Raw genomic sequence first — 21,942 nt, forward strand, 5'->3', positions numbered from 1 at the left:
AATTTTCTTAACCTATATATTTATGCCTCCGAGTCGAATATCCGTCAGCTTGATTTTCTTCATTTGTGGATTCATTTATACCAATTGGAGTACCCGATTACCCAGCATTCAAACGCTTTTTTCGCTCAACAACAGCACTTTGGGCCTGATGCTCCTTTGTGTAGCAGTGGGCTCACTTACGTCAATGCCGCTCACGGGTTGGCTCATTGCGCGTCGTGGCAGCAAATTTGCCACCACGCTGTCGCTTTTGCTGTTTTGTTGTTCGTTATTTCTGTTTCCGTTGCTGTCCTTAAAATGGCATGTAGCGGTCTTTTTTTACATAATTGGGGCATTTATGGGGGCGCTGGATGTCGCAATGAACGCCCAAGCGGTGGCGATTGAGCAACGCTACAATGCCCTGATGATGTCTTCGTTTCACGCCATTTTCAGCGTAGGAATGATGCTTGGTGCATTGAGTGGTTCTTTTTTTGTTCCATTTACCACCACGTTTCACTTTACGGTCGTATCGGCGGGGTCGTTGGTGCTTGCGGTGGCTTGCGTGTTTTTTTTGATTCCTGATACGGTCAAACCGTCGAATGAAGGCGTGGCTTTTCGGTTACCTGACCGCTCCATGCTTTTTATGGGCCTGATTGCGTTTTGTGCCATGTTGGGGGAGGGCGCAATGGCCGATTGGAGCACCAATTTCCTCAAGAATGTTCTCCAAACCAATGCCGCGATGGCACCACTGGGCTTGTCGGCGTTTTCGGCTGCCATGACAATTGGGCGTTTTGGGGGGGATAAAATCCGAACAGTTTTTGGAGATAAACGCCTTATTTTGGCAAATTCTGCTTTGGCAATGCTTGGCTTGGTGGTTGCTTTGATGATTCCCTCCGTGTGGGTGGCCATCGGGGGCCTTTTTTTGGTGGGCTTGGGGCTGTCAACCGTTATTCCCATTATTTACAGCAACGCTGGTCACAACACATCCTTACCCAACGGCGTAGGATTGGCTATGGTGAGTACGCTGGGCTATTTTGGTTTTTTGTTTGGGCCGCCAGTCATTGGGTTTCTGGCAGACTCGCAGGGATTGCGGGCCGCGTTGGTGTTTGTGGTGCTACTTTTTGGAGTAATGGTGGTTTTGGGCCGAAAAATAGAAACTTAGTAGAAAGCCGTTATTCGCTGAAATTCTGATAGATAGAGTCCATAATTCTAACAAAATGGGCGTAGTCTTCTTCGTTAAGTTCTCCCCAGCCTTGACGACGGATTTCTTTGACCACGGGCAAAACCATCTCAAATGTTTTGGCACCTTCGGGCATCAAAAAAATGTTGAATTTACGGCGGTCTTCGTCCGACATACGGCGCTCGACCAGTCCTTTTTTTACGAGCAAATCCAAAATACGCGTCACCGTGGGGGCATCTTTGGTGGTGAGTTCGGCTAACATATTTTGGCTTATTCCTTGATTTCTGGCTACGTGGTCAATCAATACCCATTGGTCCACCGTCAAGTCAAAGCCCGAATCGTTGAAACGTTTTTGTAAAACGCTGCGGATTTTCTTGATAGTGGTATCAATTTTGAAAAAATAAGCACGAGAATCGGAAGGGTGAGTCATGAGTTAATCATACATAAGGTTGAAGTATTAGCCTGCTAATAATTGCTCTGCAAATTAAGATAGGATTTTTAAAAGAGCAAACCTAACGCCAAAATCGCCAACGCAATACGAAATTTTGTTTGGGTTGTTTTTTTCGGAAGAAAACCAACCCGACCGAAAACAAATCAATCGTGACCGTAACGGACGAATGTTGGGTGATATACTGCCACGCGGCTTCCATCTCTGGCGACCAATGAATATCATCAAATACAAAGAGGCTGTTTTCGTGGGCTTTGGTCAGGCAGGTTTCGAAGTAGCGGACGGTAGGCTCGTACCGATGATTGGCGTCAAAAAAGGCAAAGTCGATGCTAGGGGTAGAGGCTACCTGAGTAGCCAGGGTTTCGTCTAAATTTCCGACAATGACTTCAATCGGGGCCAACGCGGCAATTTTTTTGAAATTACGTCGGGCCAAATTGGCCGTTTCGGGGCATCCTTCAAAGGTAAAAATGTGTGCATCTGGCTTGGCAGATGCCAAGTAGAGGGTGGTCAGGCCCAATGATGTTCCCAAATCAAAAATCGTGGAATAATTAAAATGCTGAATCAGTCGGTAGAAAAGTCGCCCCAACTGAGCCGATTTTTTTGAGTGTTTTGCCACGTCGCGCACTTCCCTAATGGGGGAAGCATTCACCTTTGAACCCGCCCCAAAATCGGTGATGGTGAGGGTTTCACGGCTTTGAAGCATTTCGTTGCGCAGCGCTTCAATGGCTTCAAAACGAGGCTTTAAAGTGTCTTTTTTGATTGTATTTAGATACAGATCGAATACAAAAGGAGAATGAAGGCCGTGTTCGTTTTGGGCAGTAGAAAAATAGCGAAAAATAGGGCGAAAGAACAAAATCGGGGAGGTTTAGAAACCGAAAAATGGAAAACTGCAAAATAAAAAACCGAAAACTGCAAAAGGGTAAGTGGCTTATTTGCAGTGTATTAGATTTTTTCTTTGCGATTTTCTTTACACAGTGGTTGAGATTATGACGGACATCTAATGAGGCCTAATTGAGACGGTAGGGGGCAATCATCGTAAACTCGGGTATCGTTACGTTAAATTGTTTGCCGTCCATGATGCGCTCCATCAGGTAAGTGCCGCCCATTTTGCCCATGCTGGTACGGAGGTTGCAGCCCGATACGTATTCGTGAACTTCGCCGGGTTCAAGCACGGGTTGTTGGCCTACTACGCCTTCGCCTTCTACTTCCCGAACGGTGCCGTTTGAGTCGTGGATGAACCAGTGCCGACGCAACAATTGTACTGTATGCTCGCTGTGATTTTCGATGGTAATGCGGTACGTAAACACGAAATGGGCCTGCATCGGGCTCGAATATTCGGGCTGATATTGCGTCAAAACGCTAACTCGAACGCCTTCTGTAATCGCGGATGTCATGGTTTTATGAAGCTTTACTAACTTTATAACCAAAATTAGGTTTTAATCGTTAAAAAAACCAAATCTTTGTCAAAAAAGTATCTCAATGCTTACAACGAACAGTGTTGCCATACTGTTTTAGGCATGGGGTCATTTTAAACCATAAATTTTCAACCCGTCATTATTTTGTATGGATATTAAGATTGAAGCTTCTTGGAAAGCTCGATTGCAGACCGAATTTGAAAAGCCTTATTTTGCCGATTTGGTGGCCTATGTGCGGCAGGAGTATAAAACCCAGCAAATCTATCCGCCTGGTAAACTGATGTTTAATGCATTTGATAAATGCCCTTTTGACAAAACCAAAGTGGTCATTTTAGGGCAAGACCCTTACCACGGTAGAGGGCAAGCCAACGGGCTTTGTTTTTCGGTCAACGACGGTGTTACTATCCCTCCTTCGCTCATCAATATTTTCAAAGAAATTCAAAATGACTTAGGCAAGCCTTTTCCGCGCAGCGGAAACTTGGAGCGGTGGGCTGAGCAGGGAGTACTGCTCCTCAACGCCACGCTTACCGTGCAGGAAGGCAAACCGGGGTCTCATCAAGGGCACGGCTGGGAACAGTTCACAGATGCCGTTATTCGTCATTTAAACGACGATAAAGAGGGGCTAGTCTTTTTGCTGTGGGGAAGATACGCGCAGGACAAAGGCAGAATCATTGACCCAAAAAAACATTTTGTGCTGAAATCAAAACACCCTTCGCCGATGTCGGCCAACTCTGGTGGATGGTTTGGCAATAATCACTTTAGTCAGGCAAATAATTATTTGAAAGCCAAAGGTTTGCAGGAGATTGAATGGTAAGTGATTGAGCAATTTTATAAACCATTCTGTTTTTCTTTCAAGAGCTTTTGATATTCTTGTTCGGCGAGGTCGTCGTCGTTGGGGCGGATGTAGGCGCGGTAATATTGGGTGACGAGGCCAATACCCCAAAAAACAAGTACCCAACCTGGCCAAAAATGACTCTTGGTGCCAGAAGTAAGGTACCAAATAGTGATTAAAATGGCGTTTGTGAACAGATAAGACATTAAATCGCGCTGGAAATGGGCCCTTCGCTTGGCGATTCTCCAGAGCTTTTCGTCACGAGGTTGCATCTAAAAGCAGGGTTAAAGTTGTCATTCTTTGTTCAAAAGCTTCTGATATTCACGTTCTACCATGTTTTTTTCACTGTAAGTGTACACCGAAAAATAATGAGACACCAGCCCGATTCCCCAACCAAAAGATGTCCATACGGGCCAAGGATAGGTATCGCCACGGCTCCACACTAGGCCAAAGGCCCACAATGCCCAGAGGCTAGCGTTGACAAAAAGGTAGACATAAAGGTGGCTTTTGAACGAAGCTCTTGCTTTTGCCATTTTCCAAAGTTGGGGGTCGCGTTGTGTTTCCATTGCATTTCAGGATTTAAGGATGATTAACCGTTTGTTTGTTTTCGGCTGACTGATGCAACAAAAATAAAATGCGGTTGGGAGTTCCCCAACCGCATTCTGACAGACTTGACTTTCAAGAAGATGAATCAGGCTTTTTAAAGAGTCAATTGCCTTGTCAAGTTATTTAATCGTGAAATTGCTTGAGCCAATGCGGAATCCTTCCGAATATACTTCTACGCTGTATTTACCTGGGCGGAAGCGTTGTGCATTGTCATAGGTCATTTCAACCATCTGATTTGTATTTTGATAAGCTACGCGGTCTTTGGTCGTAAACATCATTTCTTGGCCTTTCCAGTTGAATTTGCCCGAGCCCATTGCTTCGTCAGAGATTACAGCGCCATCTGGATCAAGTACACGTACATAAATCTCTTTTTCTTCAGGCTGTGTCAATGGATTAGGCGGCAGGGTAAACTGTAATTTGATTTTGTCTACGCGCTTTGCCTTATAGCTGTCGTCGTTTTTAATTTTTCCTTTAGGAGTCACGGCCAGCACTTTGATATTTTCGGCTTTAAGCGCAGCGCCAATGGCAACTTTTTCGCTCAATTCCCGATTTTGGCTGCTGTAAGTCATTACAGAGTCGGTAAGCTGTTGTTTTACCTGAGTCAAGGCTTCTTTTTCGGTCTTAAGACCTGTGTTTTCGGTACTCAAGTTTTGATTGGTTGCTGCCAATACACCGTTTTCTTCTCTGAGTTTTACGAGTTCGACGTCTTTATCGGCCAAAAATTGCTCGTATTCTTTGATTTTTGCGGTGTATTTACCAATCTCAAATCGCAGGTTTTTCTTCAAGTTGGCTTTGTCTGCTTCTAGTCGAGCCTTTACTTTCATCAGCTCTTCTATATTGCCACCAAGTTGCTGTGTTTCGGCGATTTTTGCGTCTAAATTACGTGATACCGAGTCTAATTTCGTTTGAGTAAAGGCCAGTTCTTTTGCTTTTTCAACAATCGCGACCTCTTTTGTTTCGGTTTGGCCCTTTTGATCGAAGTACATAAAACCGAATGCACCCGCCGCCAACGTCATGATAACCAGTCCTACCCAAGCGAATGTACCCTTGTTTTGCTGATTGTTTTCCATAATTGTAATTGTTTGATTAGTGAAACATGAGTTAAAATAAAGGTAAAGCGATATATCATACGTAATCTTTGGGGTGATAGTGATGCAATACTTTTGTAAAATTCTGTTCCACGGTGTTTCTGCAACTTTTCCGAGGATTATCATGCATAAGGTGGGGTATTTTTTTCCCAAAATGGGCAACTATCGTTGATTTTTCGCCCAAAATGACTGGTTCTATCCTTCAACGGGGTACTATAAAAGATAAATTTACACCGTTGCTAACGAAGGAGTCTGTTGAACTAATATGAAAAAGGGAATGAAGAAAGGGACAGCCTACGCTAACTAGGTAGTGTTTTTGGGATTATTTGACCGCTAAATCTTCTTTTACTTGGGTTATCTGCGTTTATTTACAAATATTTTTGCTGGTTAAAAACCCTCGCAATACGTAAACATCCTTAATTCTTTTTTTAGTTATGTCTAACGACGAAATCGTAGAAATCCTTGAATTGACAACCAAATTGCTTGAACTGCACGATGCAGATACTTTTAAAATCCGCACCTATTCGTCGGCGGCTTTTAATCTGAGTCGGCTCAATGACCAAGAATTGGCAACATTGTCGACCGCTGCATTGACGCAATTGCCAGGTGTGGGGAAAAGCATGGCCGCCAAAATTCAGGAAATCGTACAGACGGGCCGCTTGAACGAGCTGGAGCAACTCATGGCTCAAACGCCCGTGGGAGTGCTCGAAATGTTTAAAATAAAAGGAATTGGTGCCAAAAAAATTGGGACAATCTGGCGACAATTGGGCATTGACACCATTGCGGGCTTGCAAATAGCATGTGAGACGGGCCAAATTGCAAAATTGAAAGGATTCGGTGAAAGTACCCAGCAGAAGATTCTGGCTTCGATGGCGTTTTTGCAAAGCCAAATGGGCAAGGTTCGCATGGACAAGGCCGCAATTTTGGCGGAGTTAATCAGAGATGAGCTTCAGAAATACTTTCCAAATGTGGTGATAACGGGAGAGGTAGCGCGTAAAAATGAAACGGTTGAAACGATACAGTTGTTGGTCGGCACGGAGTCGCCCGTGGCGGCTATACGTCAAATCAATGAAATAGGGTGGTTGTTGCAAAATGAAAAAATATCATCTCCTTTTACGTGGCGGGGCAAGATTGTTGACCGCAGTACCACCACCGAGTTGCCACCACAGGGCGAAGAAGTAGAGCAAAAAAAAACGCTGGAAATCCAAGTAGAAATTGTTTTTGTATATCCCGATAAGTTTGAAAGTGAGCGATTTATTTTAGAAAGTACCGAAGCGCATTTAAGTCATCCGACGGCGTTGGGAACTTCTTTGTTGGCAGTAGCTTACAGCAGTTCTCGTGAAGAATCTGCCGAAGCCATTTATCAAAAAGCAGGGTTGCCGTACGTAGTGCCCGAAATGCGCGAAGGTTTGGGTGAATTTGAGTGGCTGACCCAACATAAAAATGAAGACCTGATTACGTGGGATGCACTGCGGGGAATTTTACACAACCACAGCACCTATTCCGACGGGAAGCACAGCTTAGAAGTGATGGCGCGGTATTGTCAGGAATTAGGATTTGAATACCTCGGCATTGCAGACCATTCCCAAACGGCAAGCTATGCCAATGGCCTCCGGGCCGACCGGGTCAAATTGCAGCACGAAGAAATTGACCGCTTGAATCAGGCGCTGGCTGCCAATGCCTCCAAACCGTTTAAAATCCTAAAAGGAATTGAATCTGACATCCTTGGTGACGGCTCGTTGGACTACCCAGAGGAGGTGCTGAAAACCTTTGATTACGTGGTGGCGTCGGTTCACAGTAACCTCACCATGAGCCTTGAAAAAGCAACTGGACGTTTGTTGGCGGCGATTGAAAATCCGTACACAACGATATTGGGCCATCCCACGGGGCGGTTGTTGCTGGCCCGGGAAGGGTATCCGATTGACCATAAGGTGATTATTGAGGCGTGTGCGCGCCACGGCGTAGTCATTGAAATCAACGCGAGTCCGTGGCGATTGGATTTGGATTGGCGTTGGATTAGGTATTGTATGGATAAAGGGGTAATGCTGAGTATCAATCCTGATGCCCACCAAAAAGAAGGCTATTTTGACATGCATTACGGCGTAAACGTAGCCAGAAAAGGTGGCCTAACCAAAGAGATGACATTCAACGTGTTGAGCTTGGCCGAAATAGAAGCCTACCTCGATAAACGAAAAAAAGGGTAGAGGTAAAGGCGAATTACCAGAAGTTAAAAAGGGAGAAGCGAACACACGCTTCTCCCTTTTTGATTACGTATCAGGTGATTATTTTTTCACGAAACGTACATAAATCTCACGCAATGGCTTTTGCCCCGGCGCGCTGTCTTTGCTTATGCCCGACCCACGCCCTTCGGCATCAATCCGGATGTAACTGATTCCCGATTTAATTAATATGTCTTTGATGGCAAAAACCCGTTTGACCGATAGCACTTTGTTGGTTACGGGTTGCTTGGCATCGTTGGCATAACCTACCAATTTTACCTGCGCGTTGGGGTATTTTTTTAGCAAATCAGCCAAAGCTGCGATGGGTGCATTGGCTTCTGCTTTCAGTTGTGTGGTATTGTCTTCGAAGTCTACATTGTCAAACTTAAATACTTTTCCTGCTGGTGCGGTAGCGTTTTCGAGGTAAGCTGACATGGGATTGGCCGTGGCCGTTGCTGGGGGAGTAGCCGCTGCTACGGCCGTCGTCGTATCTTTAACAACCGAATCTTGGGTAACGGGCGGTTCCTGAATGGTTCTTGCCTCAATCATGGTAGAGTCGGTTTCAGAAGCACTATTTTCCAACGCAGTCTGTCGCTGATTCCAGAAATAAATCCCCGCCGCAATGGCCCCAATGACCAAAGCTCCGATGCCAAACCACTTTAGATAGGGTTGATAGTCAGCTTGTTGTTGCATATCTACGCCTACCAAAAAAGGCTGAGACGCGCTTCCTTTCTCGGTGCCAGCTCCTCTGGATACCACGCCCGATTCTTCGGTACGCGGAACGGAAAAATTTTGCAGCAGGTACTGGATACCCATTGTTTCAATGAGCTTGTCATTCAAATCGGGAAGTATGGTGAGCATTTCTTCGCGCTGGTCACCTAAGTAAGCGGCGAGCGACTCCGCATCCAGTTTTTTCTCGGTTATTTTTTGTTTAATGACCGACATCACGATGGGCATGGCTACGCCGCAAAGCGAAGCAACCAACGAATTTTGGGTTCCAGCATACTTGGACACCATACTGCTGATGGCACTTTTGAGGCCAGGCAGCACCGTATTCAAATCTTTTTCTCCAACGGCTTTCAGCTTTTCAAATTCAGCCTCATTTTTTAAAATACCTTCGATATTTTCGGGTCCAAATTCAATTTTCTGCGCTTGGTTGTACACGAGCTTCATGCCAGATTCCGTAGTCACCCGTTTGATTAATCCGCCCACAAGTGAGACGCCCAACGCATCAAAAATCTTTTGTATCTTCTCGGGTTTTTCTAGTTTTTGTGCTGCAATTTGACTTATCACCCCCTCAGTCAAAGCCTCTTTCAACGATGCAAAAAAGTTCATTATAAAAAATCAGTTAATTAATTGGTTAGAGTGTAAGGGTAAAAACGAATGAAACGGCCGAAACTGTTAAAATTGCCGCGATGTTTTTAGACCTTGCTTTTGTTCTCTTTCTGAAAATGGGCCGAAAGTTACTTAAAATAGTAGACAGTCTCACAGACCGGAGCTGACAGTTTTTGTGTATTCTTACGAAACCCTTCGTCAATCCTGAGAAAGATAGGCTGATGTGGAACTAGATTCTTTACCTTTGCGCTACTAAAAATAACCAAACTGCTTGATACTTGAAACACCTAACTGATTCTAATCCGATTGTATTTGTAACGGGAACAAATGGCCTTATCGGTAGTGCCGTGGCTCGTCGTTTGTTGAAGGAAGGCTATCGTGTCAGGGGGTTAAAACGTCCCGACAGCGATATGCGTTTAGTGAAAGACATTCAGGCGGGGATTGAATGGATTGAAGGGGATGTGCTAGACGTCATATCGCTCGAAGAAGCTTTTGCGGGAGTGACGTATGCCATTCATACCGCCGCAATTGTTTCTTTTATTCCCCGCGACCGTACCCGAATGTACGATATAAATGTGAACGGAACCGCCAACGTAGTCAATGCGGCATTGGAAGAAGGAATCAAAAAACTAGCCTTTGTTAGTTCCGTAGCCGCATTAGGAAGGCCCGACCCCAACAAAGTAGCCCCAGGAGATGTGTCTGTGATTGATGAAAATCAAAAATGGGAAGAATCGCCGCTGAATTCAAACTATGGCAAAAGTAAGTATTTGGCCGAGCTGGAAGTATGGCGAGGAGTGGCGGAGGGACTAGCGGCGGTGGTGGTCAATCCAAGCATGGTATTGGGGGAAGGCGATTGGCAACGCAGCAGCACGCAGTTGTTTAAATACGTATACGACGAAAAAAAATACTACACCGAAGGACTAATCAACTACGTAGACGTGGAAGATGTCGCCGAGGTGATTGTAAAGTTGTTGTTTTCTGACATCAAAAATGAACGCTACATCCTGAGCGCTGGCCATGTGACGTACCGCGAGTTGTTTACCAAAATAGCCACGGCCTTTGGCAAGCAACCGCCTTCAAAAGTGGTATCTTCTTTCATGGCCGAGACCATCTGGCGGGTAGAAGCGCTGCGCTCGTGGCTCACGGGCAGCAAACCGCTCATCACCAAAGAAACGGCCAAAACTGCCCGAACCAAACTTGTTTATGACGGGCAGAAAATCCAAAAAGCCCTTGGCATTGACTACAAAACATTGGATGAAACCGTGAATCGGGTGTGCGCGTTTCTGACAAAATAACAATCCTCTACTAAACAATCTCTCTTCATTCTTATGCAACGGACGCTTTTAATCCTGATTTTTTTAAGCAATTTGTCAATCACGCAGACTTTTAGCCAATCAAATCCGATTGAAATAACTTATACCAGAGACGAGGCTAAGAATGAATACACGTTCCAATACAAAAACCCCAATTACTGCGACTACGCCGTTAGGGTGGAGTTTACGAGTTTGCAGGGAGGAAGTTGCTCTTGTGTATTGCCTTATTTAAGCTCTGTTTCGTCGGGTAACGGGAGCTTATTTACCATTAAACCCACGCAGGCTAACCAAGGAGTGTCTTTTCAATTCGGTTACAAAACCTTAAAAGGTCGCTTACTCAACAAACCGCCCAAACCTTTTATTTACTTGTTTCCTTTTTCAAAAAAAGAAGCTCATCGAGCCAATCAGACCCAAAATATTGTTGAAGTGTTGGGCGGGAAGAAAGTGACTAATTTTTACGGGATGTCTTTTCAAATGCAAAAAGGAGATACCGTTTTTGCGGCGCGGCGCGGGGTCGTTAGTGAGATTAAAAACGAATTTGCGACGCACTCAGAAGAGGTTTGGTTTTCTACCAATACCAATTTTGTCGAAATCTTTCATCAAGATGGCACTTTTGGACGCTACAATCGCTTCAAAATGGGCACAATCATGGTGAAACCCGGCCAATCAGTGGAAGCAGGACAGCCGCTGGGTATTGTGGCTGACGATACTTTTGAAGGAAATACGCTTGCGCAATTTACGGTTTACTATTTAGACAAAGCAAAGGCTTTTACCGAAGCCCATTCTTTTACCTACTTAGTTCCTACTTTTTATACCACGACCCATCCTGCGGGGGTGGTTCTTCAACAGGGGGCTTTTTATACGTCTGATTTCCCAGAAAGCATTGTGACGCAGGAAATGTCGAAGCGCGAATTGAAAAAGTGGAAAGAGGCGAAACAATAAAAATAAAGCGTTGACAGAACTTTGCTTTTACACTTCCCGAAAGCTACAAATTTTCGTTAAACTTTCGGGAAGTGCAGAATCTTTAGGCCATCAATTTTTTGTATTTGATACGCGTCGGAGTGGCGTCGGTGCCGAGACGCTTGCGGCGGTTTTCTTCGTAATCTGAGAAGTTTCCTTCAAACCAATACACTTGAGAGTCGCCTTCAAAAGCCAGAATGTGCGTACAAAGTCGATCCAAGAACCAACGGTCGTGGGAGATGATGACCGCACAGCCTGCAAAATTTTCAAGACCTTCTTCTAGTGCGCGTAAGGTGTTGATGTCCAGGTCGTTGGTTGGCTCATCGAGCAGCAAAACGTTTCCGCCTTCTTTGAGCATCATGGCTAGGTGAACGCGGTTGCGCTCGCCCCCCGAGAGGTTGCCGATTTTCTTTTCCTGATCGCTGCCCGAAAAGTTAAAACGGCTCACATACGCCCGGGCGTTGGACTGCTTACCGCCCAAGATAATCCATTCGTTGCCTTCCGAAATCTGCTGAAATACCGTTTTTCCCGCTTCCAGTTGATTATGTTCTTGGTCGGCGTACGCGATTTGAACCGTGTCGCCGATGGTGATGGTTCCTTTGTCGGGTATTTCCTGCCCCGTTATGAGTTTAAAAAGAGTAGATTTACCCGCACCGTTTGGCCCGATGATACCCACAATCCCAGCGGGAGGTAGAGAAAAGGTCAGGTTTTCGAACAATAGTTTGTCGCCATAGGCTTTCGAAACGCCTTCCATTTCAATCACTTTGTTGCCCAGACGGGGTCCAGAAGGGATATAAAGTTCCAATCTTTCTTCTTTTTGCTTGCCATCTTCGTCGAGCAGTTTTTCGTAGGCGCTCAAACGCGCTTTCGATTTGGTCTGACGGGCTTTGGGAGCCATTCGTACCCATTCAAGTTCGCGTTGCAGGGATTTTTGGCGTTTTGATTCCTGCTTTTCTTCCTTGGCTAAACGATTTTGTTTTTGTTCCAACCAAGAAGAATAATTCCCTTTCCAAGGAATCCCCTCACCACGGTCTAGTTCGAGAATCCAACCGGCCACATTGTCCAGAAAATAGCGGTCGTGGGTAACGGCAATGACCGTTCCTTCGTATTGGCGGAGGTGCTCTTCCAACCACAACACCGACTCAGCATCCAAGTGGTTGGTAGGCTCGTCGAGGAGAAGCACGTCGGGTTTTTTGAGCAACAAACGGCAGAGGGCCACGCGGCGTTTTTCACCACCCGAGAGATTGGCAATGAGAGCATCTTGTGGCGGGCACCGGAGGGCATCCATGGCGCGTTCGAGTTTGCTGTCCAAATCCCAGGCGTCGAGGGTGTCGAGTTTTTCCTGAACTTCTCCTTGGCGTTCGAGCAGTTTGTCAAAATCGGCATCGGGGTCACCAAATGCTTCATTTATTTGATCAAATTCTTTCAATAAATCGACCACTTCTTGCGTTCCTTCCTGTACTACTTCCAGAACGGTTTTGGTGGGGTCAAATTGGGGCTCTTGGTCGAGCATTCCGACGGAATATCCCGGTGAGAAAACTACCTCTCCGGTATAATTTTTGTCTACACCCGCAATAATGCGGAGAAGAGTGGATTTTCCCGCACCATTTAAACCCAAAACGCCTATCTTGGCACCGTAGAAAAAGGATAAGTAGATGTTTTTAATAATCTGTCGGTTGGGGGGGATTACTTTACTTACCCCCGACATTGAGAAAATAATAGTTTCGTTACTCATTTTTTGCTTATTTTGTGGAGGCAAATATCGTTAAAAATAGGAGTTAATTGTTAAACAGGGCAGGTAAATGGGTTTTTTCTGATTACATTTAGGCCCGAACGTTTAACTTTACACCCACCAAAACCTTTAAAGCAGATAAAAAAGTAAGATTGCAATGGAAAACGCCACCTTAATGGACGAATACGGCTATGTCAAAGACGGCAAGGTATTCTTAAAAGGGTATTTAGGTAACCCAGATCGCCAAATCGGCGAAGTAAAACGAACAGAGCAGGAAGCCATTGATTATTTCAAAAACCGCTTCAATATTGCTTCCGGAAAAGTAGAACAACTCGAACATGACGTTGAAGAAGCCCAAAACAAGGGCTCTTACCTGACCAAACTGGTACAACTTCGTAAAAAATTACTCAGTTTTGACGGACTGGGAGATTTTATCCCGTTGCTAGAACGCTTGGATAAGCTTGAAACGGTACTCGAAGATTTAATCAAAATTAATCAGGAGAAAAATCTCGAAATCAAACGTGCTTTGTTGGATGAAACCCGGGCCGTTACGGTAATCGGGGATGATTGGCAAGGAGCCACTGACCTGCTTCAGGAAATCAAATCCAAATGGATTCGTACTGGTCCCGTTGATAAAGAGTATCAGGAAGAAATTGAAGGCACTTTCCAAACCTTGTTGGATACTTTCTTCCAACAGCGCCGGGATTTCTTCTCGGAGCAAAATCGCACCATTGCCGACCGTATCGAACGCTATACCGAGTTGATTGCCAAGTCGGATATGTTGGTACGGATGTACGACGTGGAAGAAGCCAGTCGTCAGTTGCGGCAGATTCGTGCCGAATGGAAAGAAGTAGGCGAAATTCCCGTAAAACGCTCGGCAAAACTCTACAAGCAATTCAAACGGTCTAACCAACGCATCGTTGACAAGTACAACCGCGTCAAAGGTATCGTGGTACAGACCTACGAAAACCCGCTCGTGACCAAGCAGCGTGAAATGTGCCGTGAAGCGGAGCAATTGGCCCGTTCAAGTGATATTATTCAGGCTTCCGAACGTGCAAAAGTGTTGCTTAATCAATGGAAGGAGATTCGCCTTCCACCCCGCGTGGGCGATAAAATGGTAGCGGAGCGTTTCCGTTCGGCCTGTGACAAAATTTTTGAATTAAGCTACCTCGCCCGGGTTATCTCGCGCAAATACCCTGCGTTTGAGATTCGCTCACCTGAAGATCAGCTCAATATCAAAACGCGTGAAATGGAATGGCTCATCAAACGCGAAAAAGCGGATTTGGAAGTGACCATTGCCAGCGCACAAAACATGCCGCCCGACCCCGAAGCTGAACGCCAGATGATGGGTAAAATCAACATTCAGCGTCGTAAAATAACGATGAAGGAGAAGATTTTAGAAGAGTTTAAGGCGCAGATGAAGTAGTATTTGTAAAAAATTGACTCACGCAAAGACGCAGAGTGACAAAGTTTATTGCTTTGCTCCTCTGCGTCTTTTTTGTGTGCGTTTTTTATTGTGTTGAAGAGAAAAACTCATACGTACCCAAAAGAAAATCCTGAACGGCCGTGGCGTGATCTTTGCCTTTGAGGGTGATAAGGGATACGTTGGTGGCACCCCGTGCTTTCATGGCATTGAGGGCGTTGACGGAGTTGAAATAAAACACCAATTGGTCGGCGTCTCCGTGATAGAGGCGCGTGGGCGTTTTTGGCTTCCAATCATACACGTCGTTGTCTTTGACGGCGTTTAGAAACCCAGTATCGGTCCCGTCCGCAATTCCTTTGGCAAAAGCATCCGTAAAAATGGTGTTGAAACTAACGTTTACATTTGCTTTCTCTTTGTCTTTCTGGATCAAGCCAGCCCACGGCTCCTTAAAGTATTGCGTTAAAGGCCGATTCAGGTTATAAATGCGGTCGTAAGTCAGGGTGACCCATACATAAAGCTGGTTGTAATTGACCGTGCCGCCCGTTTTTGTGCTGATTAAGTACTTCATGAAGGCGGTTTTGTCATAAGCACCTGCGCCACAACTGGAGGCTCGTAGGTTGAATTCAGTGCCCGTTTCTTCTTCAATTTTCTTTTGCAACGACATGGTGGCGTATCCACCCGCCGAATAGCCCGCAATGTATAACCGTTCATCCCAAGCGATACTCTGCTGACGGATGAACTCCTTGGAAGCGCGTATCATATCCAACGACGCCGAAGCGAGACTTTCGCGGTGCTCGTATGGGTGCGGAACGTTATTGGAGGCCCCAAATCCGATGTAATCTGGGTACGCAATAATATATCCCAAAGCGGCAAACAAAGAACCCGCAATGTTGGCTTCGCTATTGGTAGCGAAGTAAGAGGGAGCTTCTTGGTCGTTGCGAATGGTGCCATGTTGGACGCTAATCATGGGCGTTGCGCCTGATTTTACGGGAAACAAAAACGCCCCCGATGCCTGAATTTCTTTGCCGTCGGTGTTTTTCGTTTTGTAAACCAGTTTGTAGACCTTGATGCCATTCTGAAGGAAAGGGGCGATGCCCGCAAGGCTAGGATCACCAGAAGTGATACGTTGGGCCAATTGCTCCTTGGTAAATTCACCGATAAGGGTGCTGCTGACCAAATATTGGTCTTCAGGAATGAGGTCATTGGCGTTTCTGTTACAACCACTGACCAGTACAACGACGACAAGGAAAAGAGCGTAAAAGCGTTTTTGGGTAGATTTCATGCGATATTGGGCAATAAACGTTGGTTTATAATCTTAAACTAAACGCATAAACAGCCCCGAAAGTTGCCTCTAATTTCCAACATTTGACGGCTTAATAACGAAAATTTGCTTGGATTTGCCTGCTTTTGCGTCTTCAATCATTCTATTGAAAGCAAGGACGGCGCCATCGTGCGACCAAACAAGATTGGATGGCGATGGATTTGTTGGTTTTGTCAGTACCTGAAACCGATTTTCAAAAGGCTCGTTGCCGATTTTACACAAAACAATGCTGCCTTCCCAAACGTAGCTAATCTGTTTTCCACGGGGATGCCAACGCACGCTGCCTTCTACGTTTTTGTCGTGAAAAGTGACTTGAACAGGGGTGCCGCCTTGGGGCGAAACGGTAAAAATCTGTTGAATCCCTTGCGCATCTTTTGCTAAAAAAGCCAACATACTACCATCGGCCGACGACCTAACAATGCCTGTACAACCCGCCTGAGGGGTATTGGCCGTAAAAGTAAGTCGGCGCTGAACGGTGCCTTTGGGTGGCATCGGGAAAGTCGTATCTGTTCCTTCCAAAGGACCAAATTCGCTGGGGATGGTGATGTCGTTTGGAATATCTACAATGAATACTTCATCTACGTCTTTGCTGTTTTTGTCTTTCACTTTTCCGATAAACGCCCGGGCGATTTGGCGCGTTCCGTCGGGTTTTAAATAACCTTTTGTTCCGACCCAACTGTCTCCTGCTGCGTGGCTGATTTCGTCCGAAGCGGGCCTGGGGTTGGGCGTTACCCGAACCACCAAGGCACTGAACCACTCGCCCGAAACATTATCTCCCTGCGCGTCTTTCTCCAATTTTACGGGCATATTTCTTTTAGAAACGCCGATGGTGCGTAAGTTGTGTTTTGCGCCTGTTTTGTCTTCCAATGCCTTCAAAACCGCGTCGTTGTAGGTGTAGCCAATCCACTGCCCGTCGCCGCTCCACTCATGGCGGTGGGTGCCACCGCGCAATGCGCCTTTGGTATAAGGTGGTGTAATATCGCGGGCATCCATAAAGACGGGCACATTGGGAGCAGAATCGTTGATAATGACGCCCGTACGCCGCCATTGTTGATACGGATTTTCTTGGGTTACACTCATCAATCCGTGAATAAACACCACGGAATTATCGACGGGAGAATAACTCACGGCTCCCGCGCCGGGGCCCCATTCTGCGTTGTTAGGAAGTGCATATAATACTTTCTTTTCGCCCGTTTCGACGTTTACTTTTTCAATTTTAGCCGACGCTGCAATGCCGCCTTCTTCGGTGCGAGTGTCGTAAACCAGCCATTGGTTGTCGGGCGAAAAGTTGTCGTTGTTGTCTAAGTCGTGGTTGTAACTTAGGTCATGGGTAAGCTGTTTTTCAGCTAGATAGGTAGAATCATTGCAGGAATACATAGCAAGGGAGAGGAGTAAGATAGAGACTTTCCAAGACTGGGCGTCCCCGTTTTTAAAATCTTGGAAAGTCTGCTGATTTTGGAAAAATGGTTGAATATTCATTGGTTTTAAATCAACGAGTTGGCGCACTGATTACTTTCAAATATCGTCCCATCCAGTAAGGCAACAAAAACGAATCACCTGCGCTCAACTCGCTTTGTCCGTTGGTGCTACGGTCGAGTTTGAAGAGATTTCGATTGTGTTTTAGTTCTGGACGTTCGTCGGGCGGCAAAACTTGCTTAATGGTTTGACCACGAAAATTAGCAGGAATCGGCTCAATGTCTTTACGGTGGCTGTTTATGACCTGCCATTCAATCATATCCAGCGGAAATTCTTTCAAAAACCAGATGGTTTCGGCTTTGTCAAATTCCTGGGCTCCCGTCATGGCGTAGCAGAGGTTCCATAAACCATTTTTTTCGGGGCGTTCTAGGTTCCAATGTTCTTTGATGGCGGCGGCGTATTGCTTCTTCAATTCGGGCGTAAAGGCGTAAGGGTACAGACACCAGTAAGCCAAAAAATACATTTCGTCGTCGGAGTGGTTCCATTCTTCCGAGAGCTCGGCCGCCAGTTTTCCATCGGCTTCGGTCACTTGGCCGAGTTCTTTCATGGGGCGGAGCAAGTTTTCCAGATAGCCATGTTTGTTCATCAATTCGTAAGCTTTCTGCTTGTAGATTTCTTTTTTGGTGAAATGATACGCCGTTTGCAAAAATCCGATGATGTTGGAAGCGTACAACTTTCGGTCGCCTACATTTTTAGGGAAACCGTTGACGTATTCGGGATTCCATTTGCCCCAGAGGGTGGGTTTTCCGTCAAAATCAATCAGATACCAGTCGTTTTCGATGATATTGGTCATGAGTTGGTCCATCATTGTCACGGCTTTTTGTTTGACTTCACCCTCCATGGTTTGAGCCAAAAGCGTCAGCGCAAACATCTGTCCGACGGTTTGGTCACTGCTTGTAGTGCCGCGCCAGTCCCATTCGTCATTCGAAGATTTTACCCAACCGTTGGTCATGCCTCCGTCCCAACGTTCGGGTTTGAATTTGAAGAAACCGCGACGTTCAAACCCCCGCGCAAAATAACCTTTCATGCCCGTAATGCTGAAAAGACGCTGCATGGCCTCAAAGGATTCGAGGCAATTGTCGAGGGCTTCTTTGTCGCCCGTGACCTTGTAACGAAACAATTGGCTGACTAAATACATAGATGTCCATAAGTTATCGCTGTCGCGCTGGCCCATTTCGAAGGTGGATAAATCGCCGTGTTTCAGGGTCGAAACGTCGCAATTAAACCCGTACCGTATGTGTCGTTGACGAACCTGTTTTTCGTATACGAGGGCTTTGTCGTACAGTGTCATGGATTGAAAATGGATTTCACCCAATCCTTTGGTAGTCAGGATATTTACGTTTTTGTCTTCACCCGCCGAAATATGTACAACGCGATTGTCAGGAATCCATCGTTCACCAAAATAATAATTAAAGCCACCCTCGGGCCGCAGCATAAATGCGCCCAATGTGGAGCCAAACCAGACTTGCCCATGAACCACGGCTACGGCGGTCAAATCAGTACTGGGAAGTTTTCGCTGAATCTCGCCCAAGGGTTTGAAAGAATCAGCTTGAAGCACAAAATAGCCGTTATGGGTTCCGACGTAAATCTTACCGTTAGCGACTTCAAAACAGGTAAAATCTTTTCCCTGAAAAACGGTTTTTAGTTCTTTGGTCGCCAGTGAATAAGCTTCAATGGATTGATTGTTGAGAATCAAAAAGCGATTGTTGGGCGAATCAAAACGGATGTCTAAGGCTTCTTTGCCCGAAAGCATTTTTTCATCCAAGACTTTAGCATCCTGAATAATTTTCAAGTTTTTACCATTGGACACCAGAAAGGTGAAATCAGGGCCTGCACAAAAAAGTCGGGCGTTGGCTGTCTCGTGTTTTGCGTACAAATTTCCCGCCCAAGCGTTGCTAAATACGGCTTTGTCGTCCAAATACACAAACTGGTTTTCATACACAGTCATATCCACGAGTTTCTTTTCGACCATCGGGAGGTACGAACGGTCGGTGCGGAGCGTGCCTGGATATTGAAATTGTCCGCCGTGGGGCTGTAAAATTCCCACCGAGGAAAGAATCCGCACTTTGCCGTTTTTATCGGTAAAAACCCTTTGAAGTTTGACAGAACTGTCTTGTAAGTAATGCTTTACGCTGAAATCTTGCAAAAATGGTCGGTCAGGGTAAGCGGTATTGGCCGTAGTTTGTGCAGACATACTGCTCCAAACTACGGCACTGAGAAACACTAAAAAATACTTTTTAAAGTTCATAAACGGGAAGCGTTAAACTACTTTTGGGTTGCCGTTGTGGGGCCGCTGATGACGCCCAGATACCGCCCTGCCCAATACGGCAGCAGCCATGTATCGCCCGCGCTTAATTCTGAGCTTCCCCGCCCGTTTCGGTCGAGCATAAAACGGCTGTTGTTATGGCGAATCATGCCTACTTCGTCGGGGGGAAGTACTTCTTTGGTAAGTTGTTCTATAAAATTCGGCGGCAACATTTCGATGTCTTTGCGGTGGCTGTTTTTGACCGTCCAATCAATCATGTCTAGCGGATATTCTTGCAAAAACCACACAGATTCTTCCAAATCAAAATCCTGAATGCCCGTAATGGCCGTCAGAATGTTCCAAAGTCCGTCTTTTTCGGGGCGCTCAAACTGCCAATGATCCACGATGGCTTTTTTGTAATTGGCCTTGAGCGTGTCGTTGAAGGCGTAGCGATACAGGCCCCAGTAGCCCATGTAATACATTTCATCGTCGGAGTGGTTCCAATCGCCAGAGAGCATTTTGCTCCAGTCATTGGAATTAGCGGGTGCTTGGCCGATGGTTTTCATGGGGCGCATCAGGTTTTCGTAGTACCCGTGTTTTTTCATGAGTTCAAACGCCTTGGTTTTGTATTTTTCTTTTTTTGTAAAATGATAGGCGGTTTGTAGCATGGCTACTATATTGGACGAATTCAGTTTACGGTCGCCAACGTTAATTGGAAACGAATTGACGTAATCTGGATGCCATTTTCCCCACAGCGTAGGCTTGCCGTCCCAGTCCACCAAGTACATATCATTTTTGATAATGTGACTCATCAGTGTATCAATCAGCGCAATGGAGCGCGATTTGAGGTCTTTGTCCTCAATCAATTCGGCCATGGCCCCGAAGGCGAAAATGTGCCCAATGACCTCGTCGCTGCTTGTGGTTGATTTCCAATCCCATTCGGGGTCGGAGCTACGACGCCAGGGTTTGTCTTCGTATTTATAACCAGTACGCTCAAACGACCTTGACGGAAAGCCAGGCACGTCGTTGATGGTGTAAAGTCGCTCCATCGCATCCAGCGATTCGCGGCAGTTTTGCAGTGCTTTGGGGTCTTTAGTGGCCGCGTAGCGGAAAATCTCGCCGCCCAAATACATCGAAGTCCAAAGGCCGTCGTTGTCGGAATCTTGTAATGTGCCCGTGGCCAAATTGCCGTTTTTCATCCGAGCCAACGTACCGTTGAAACCGTTGCGGATGTGGCGGGTGCGCACCTGCTTGTCGTAAAATTCAGCTTTTTCCTGCAAGGTCATTTTCGTAAAAACGATTTTACCCACGCCTTTGTCGGTCAAGATTAACACCGAATTATCGTCGCCTTTGGCAATGTGGGCCACCTTGTCGGAAGGAATCCAGCGCTCGGAGGCGTAGTAATTAAACTTGCCGTCGGGCTTGCGCATAAACGCCCCCAAAGTAGAGCCAAACCACAACTGATTGTCAATGACTGCGATACAGGTCAGTTCCGTCCAAGGGAGTTTTTGCTGAAGGGGCGTGACGACCTTGCCCGTTTTGTCCAATTCGAGGTAGCCGTTTTTGGTGCCGACCACGATTTTTCCTGAAAACAACTCAAAGCAAGTCAGGTCGTTGGCCGAATAGATTTTTTGCAGCTTTTTGTCTTTTCCCGAAACCGAATAAACGGCGTTTTCGGAAAGCGCGTAAAACAAATCGCTGCTGGCATCGTATTTTAAATCCAGTACCTTACCGTTGCTGATGCTCTCTTTCCACGACGTTCCTTCTTTGGGAAGGTATTCCAATTGCGAACTGTTGGAAATCAAAAAGCTGAAGTCCTTGCCGCCCGCCAACAGATAGGCGTCTGACAATGAATGTTTGGTGAAAAGCTTGCCCGCCCATGCGTTGCTCAACACGGCTTTGTCATCGATCATTACAAACTGGTGTTGGTACAAGCCCAAATTGGCGATTTTCTTATCGGCGATGGGTCGGTACGAAACGTCTTTTTCCAACGTGCCGGGGTACAAAAATTGCCCCGCGTACAATTGGTACAAGCCTGCTTTGGTGCTGACCTTGATGGCTCCATTAGGGTCGGTATAAACTTTAAGCGGCTCGGTGGCGTCTTTGAAATAGTATTTGATGCTGTAATCCTGCACAAAAGGAATGTCTTTGTGCACAGGCTGCTTAGGTTTTTGAGCAAACGTCAGGGACGAGCAAAATAGCGCGCCCATTAAAAATAGTCCGTACTTCATAAAATGGGAATTGGTGTTGAACTTGTTAGATTGTTTTGGTCAATGGATGGTGTAGATATTGAACGTTCATAATACGGTGCATCCAGCGGCAAGGGCTATTTGGCAGAAGAAAAAAGCGAAAATCACGTCGCTTTGATGGTAT

The 21,942-nt window shown here is 46.0% G+C and carries 18 protein-coding genes; 6 read left to right on the plus strand and 12 right to left on the minus strand.

Annotation, left to right across the window (positions count from 1 at the left end; all coding sequences use genetic code 11):
• Positions 1-22: 22 nt before the first annotated feature.
• Positions 23-1,138 (plus strand): MFS transporter, encoded by a 1,116-nt coding sequence (locus NCI00_RS10045; protein WP_253527042.1) that lies wholly within the window; start codon positions 23-25, stop codon positions 1,136-1,138.
• 10 nt (positions 1,139-1,148) lie between these two features.
• Here NCI00_RS10045 and NCI00_RS10050 read toward each other — a convergent pair whose 3' ends face one another.
• The 3 genes from NCI00_RS10050 to apaG all read right to left on the minus strand — a co-directional run bounded on the left by NCI00_RS10050 (position 1,149) and on the right by apaG (position 2,998).
• Positions 1,149-1,586 carry a MarR family winged helix-turn-helix transcriptional regulator gene (locus NCI00_RS10050; RefSeq protein ID WP_166559262.1) on the minus strand — a complete coding sequence of 146 codons (438 nt, stop codon included), beginning with the start codon at positions 1,584-1,586 and terminating at the stop codon, positions 1,149-1,151.
• Positions 1,587-1,668: 82 nt separating this feature from the next.
• Positions 1,669-2,457 (minus strand): O-methyltransferase, encoded by a 789-nt coding sequence (locus NCI00_RS10055; protein ID WP_253527044.1) that lies wholly within the window; start codon positions 2,455-2,457, stop codon positions 1,669-1,671.
• A gap of 154 nt (positions 2,458-2,611) precedes the next feature.
• A complete protein-coding gene (gene apaG / locus NCI00_RS10060) occupies positions 2,612-2,998 on the minus strand; it encodes a Co2+/Mg2+ efflux facilitator ApaG/CorD (RefSeq protein ID WP_114069547.1) in 387 nt (128 codons plus the stop codon).
• 169 nt (positions 2,999-3,167) lie between these two features.
• Between apaG and ung the strand changes: the two genes are divergently transcribed.
• A complete protein-coding gene (ung, locus tag NCI00_RS10065) occupies positions 3,168-3,833 on the plus strand; it encodes a uracil-DNA glycosylase (protein ID WP_253527045.1) in 666 nt (221 codons plus the stop codon).
• A 14-nt stretch (positions 3,834-3,847) separates the two neighbouring features.
• Here the strand turns inward: ung and NCI00_RS10070 are convergent, their stop codons facing one another.
• The 3 genes from NCI00_RS10070 to NCI00_RS10080 all read right to left on the minus strand — a co-directional run bounded on the left by NCI00_RS10070 (position 3,848) and on the right by NCI00_RS10080 (position 5,527).
• Positions 3,848-4,123, minus strand: coding sequence for a 2TM domain-containing protein (locus NCI00_RS10070; RefSeq protein ID WP_114069549.1), 276 nt, complete (start codon positions 4,121-4,123; stop codon positions 3,848-3,850).
• A 21-nt stretch (positions 4,124-4,144) separates the two neighbouring features.
• Positions 4,145-4,417, minus strand: coding sequence for a 2TM domain-containing protein (locus NCI00_RS10075; RefSeq protein ID WP_253527047.1), 273 nt, complete (start codon positions 4,415-4,417; stop codon positions 4,145-4,147).
• 159 nt (positions 4,418-4,576) lie between these two features.
• Positions 4,577-5,527 carry a DUF8428 domain-containing protein gene (locus NCI00_RS10080; protein WP_253527049.1) on the minus strand — a complete coding sequence of 317 codons (951 nt, stop codon included), beginning with the start codon at positions 5,525-5,527 and terminating at the stop codon, positions 4,577-4,579.
• Positions 5,528-5,979: 452 nt separating this feature from the next.
• Here NCI00_RS10080 and NCI00_RS10085 point away from each other — a divergent pair, with 452 nt between their 5' ends.
• Entirely contained in the window at positions 5,980-7,749 is a 1,770-nt protein-coding gene (locus tag NCI00_RS10085) for a DNA polymerase/3'-5' exonuclease PolX (protein WP_253527051.1), read from the plus strand.
• A 78-nt stretch (positions 7,750-7,827) separates the two neighbouring features.
• On the opposite strand, the gene NCI00_RS10090 is transcribed toward NCI00_RS10085, so the two are convergent.
• Positions 7,828-9,099, minus strand: coding sequence for a DUF937 domain-containing protein (locus NCI00_RS10090; protein ID WP_253527053.1), 1,272 nt, complete (start codon positions 9,097-9,099; stop codon positions 7,828-7,830).
• A gap of 278 nt (positions 9,100-9,377) precedes the next feature.
• Here NCI00_RS10090 and NCI00_RS10095 point away from each other — a divergent pair, with 278 nt between their 5' ends.
• Positions 9,378-10,394, plus strand: a complete 1,017-nt coding sequence (locus NCI00_RS10095) for an NAD-dependent epimerase/dehydratase family protein (protein WP_253527055.1) — start codon at positions 9,378-9,380, stop codon at positions 10,392-10,394.
• A 33-nt stretch (positions 10,395-10,427) separates the two neighbouring features.
• A complete protein-coding gene (locus NCI00_RS10100) occupies positions 10,428-11,354 on the plus strand; it encodes a M23 family metallopeptidase (protein ID WP_253527058.1) in 927 nt (308 codons plus the stop codon).
• An 82-nt stretch (positions 11,355-11,436) separates the two neighbouring features.
• On the opposite strand, the gene ettA is transcribed toward NCI00_RS10100, so the two are convergent.
• Positions 11,437-13,107: an energy-dependent translational throttle protein EttA gene (gene ettA, locus NCI00_RS10105; protein ID WP_253527060.1), complete on the minus strand. Its 1,671-nt coding sequence runs from the start codon at positions 13,105-13,107 to the stop codon at positions 11,437-11,439.
• A gap of 154 nt (positions 13,108-13,261) precedes the next feature.
• Here ettA and NCI00_RS10110 point away from each other — a divergent pair, with 154 nt between their 5' ends.
• Positions 13,262-14,530: a DUF349 domain-containing protein gene (locus NCI00_RS10110; RefSeq protein WP_166559251.1), complete on the plus strand. Its 1,269-nt coding sequence runs from the start codon at positions 13,262-13,264 to the stop codon at positions 14,528-14,530.
• Positions 14,531-14,615: 85 nt separating this feature from the next.
• Here NCI00_RS10110 and NCI00_RS10115 read toward each other — a convergent pair whose 3' ends face one another.
• The 4 genes from NCI00_RS10115 to NCI00_RS10130 form a co-directional block, all read right to left on the minus strand.
• The gene (locus NCI00_RS10115) at positions 14,616-15,809 is read right to left on the minus strand and encodes an alpha/beta hydrolase family protein (protein ID WP_253527062.1); all 1,194 of its coding nucleotides are present in this window, start codon (positions 15,807-15,809) and stop codon (positions 14,616-14,618) included.
• A 69-nt stretch (positions 15,810-15,878) separates the two neighbouring features.
• On the minus strand, positions 15,879-17,327 hold the full coding sequence (locus NCI00_RS10120; protein WP_253527064.1) for a DUF3748 domain-containing protein: 1,449 nt from the start codon (positions 17,325-17,327) through the stop codon (positions 15,879-15,881).
• Between the two features lie 10 nt (positions 17,328-17,337).
• A complete protein-coding gene (locus tag NCI00_RS10125; RefSeq protein WP_253527066.1) occupies positions 17,338-19,572 on the minus strand; it encodes a hypothetical protein in 2,235 nt (744 codons plus the stop codon).
• 17 nt (positions 19,573-19,589) lie between these two features.
• Positions 19,590-21,800 (minus strand): hypothetical protein, encoded by a 2,211-nt coding sequence (locus NCI00_RS10130; RefSeq protein ID WP_253527068.1) that lies wholly within the window; start codon positions 21,798-21,800, stop codon positions 19,590-19,592.
• Positions 21,801-21,942 lie beyond the last annotated feature (142 nt).

Source organism: Runella salmonicolor, assembly GCF_024158025.1.
Taxonomy (GTDB): Bacteria; Bacteroidota; Bacteroidia; order Cytophagales; family Spirosomataceae; genus Runella; species Runella salmonicolor.